The sequence below is a fragment of the Myxococcus sp. CA039A genome (assembly GCF_013336645.1).
Taxonomy (GTDB): domain Bacteria; phylum Myxococcota; class Myxococcia; order Myxococcales; family Myxococcaceae; genus Myxococcus; species Myxococcus llanfairpwllgwyngyllgogerychwyrndrobwllllantysiliogogogochensis.
Genome location: NZ_JABUMQ010000772.1, coordinates 1 through 449 on the forward strand (window position 1 = coordinate 1; position 449 = coordinate 449).

Genomic DNA, 449 nt, shown 5'->3' on the forward strand with positions numbered 1-449 from the left:
CATCACGCGCATCGTCGAGCAGAAAGACGCCAACGAAACGCAACTCGCCATCCATGAGGTGAACACCGGCATCCTGGTGTGCCCGACGGCCAAGCTCAAGAGCTGGCTCGCCACGCTCTCCAACGACAACGCGCAGGGCGAGTATTACCTGACCGACGTGATCGAGCGCGCCGCCAGCGAAGGCGTGCCGATCACGTCCGCCCACCCGCTGGCCGAGTGGGAAACGCTGGGCGTGAACAGCAAGGTGCAACTGGCGGAGCTGGAGCGCATTCACCAGCGCAACCTCGCGCAGCAACTGCTGGAAGACGGCGTGACGTTGATCGACCCGGCGCGCATCGACGTGCGCGGCAAGCTCACCTGCGGCCGCGACGTCGTGATCGACGTCAACTGCATCTTCGAGGGCGACGTCACGCTGGCTGACGGCGTGCGCATCGGCGCCCATACCGTGA

1 pseudogene is annotated in these 449 nt (G+C 65.5%); it reads left to right on the forward strand.

The annotated features are described in order from the left end of the window. Window positions 1-449, forward strand: a pseudogene (locus tag HR086_RS47520) (bifunctional UDP-N-acetylglucosamine diphosphorylase/glucosamine-1-phosphate N-acetyltransferase GlmU); the annotation flags it as partial.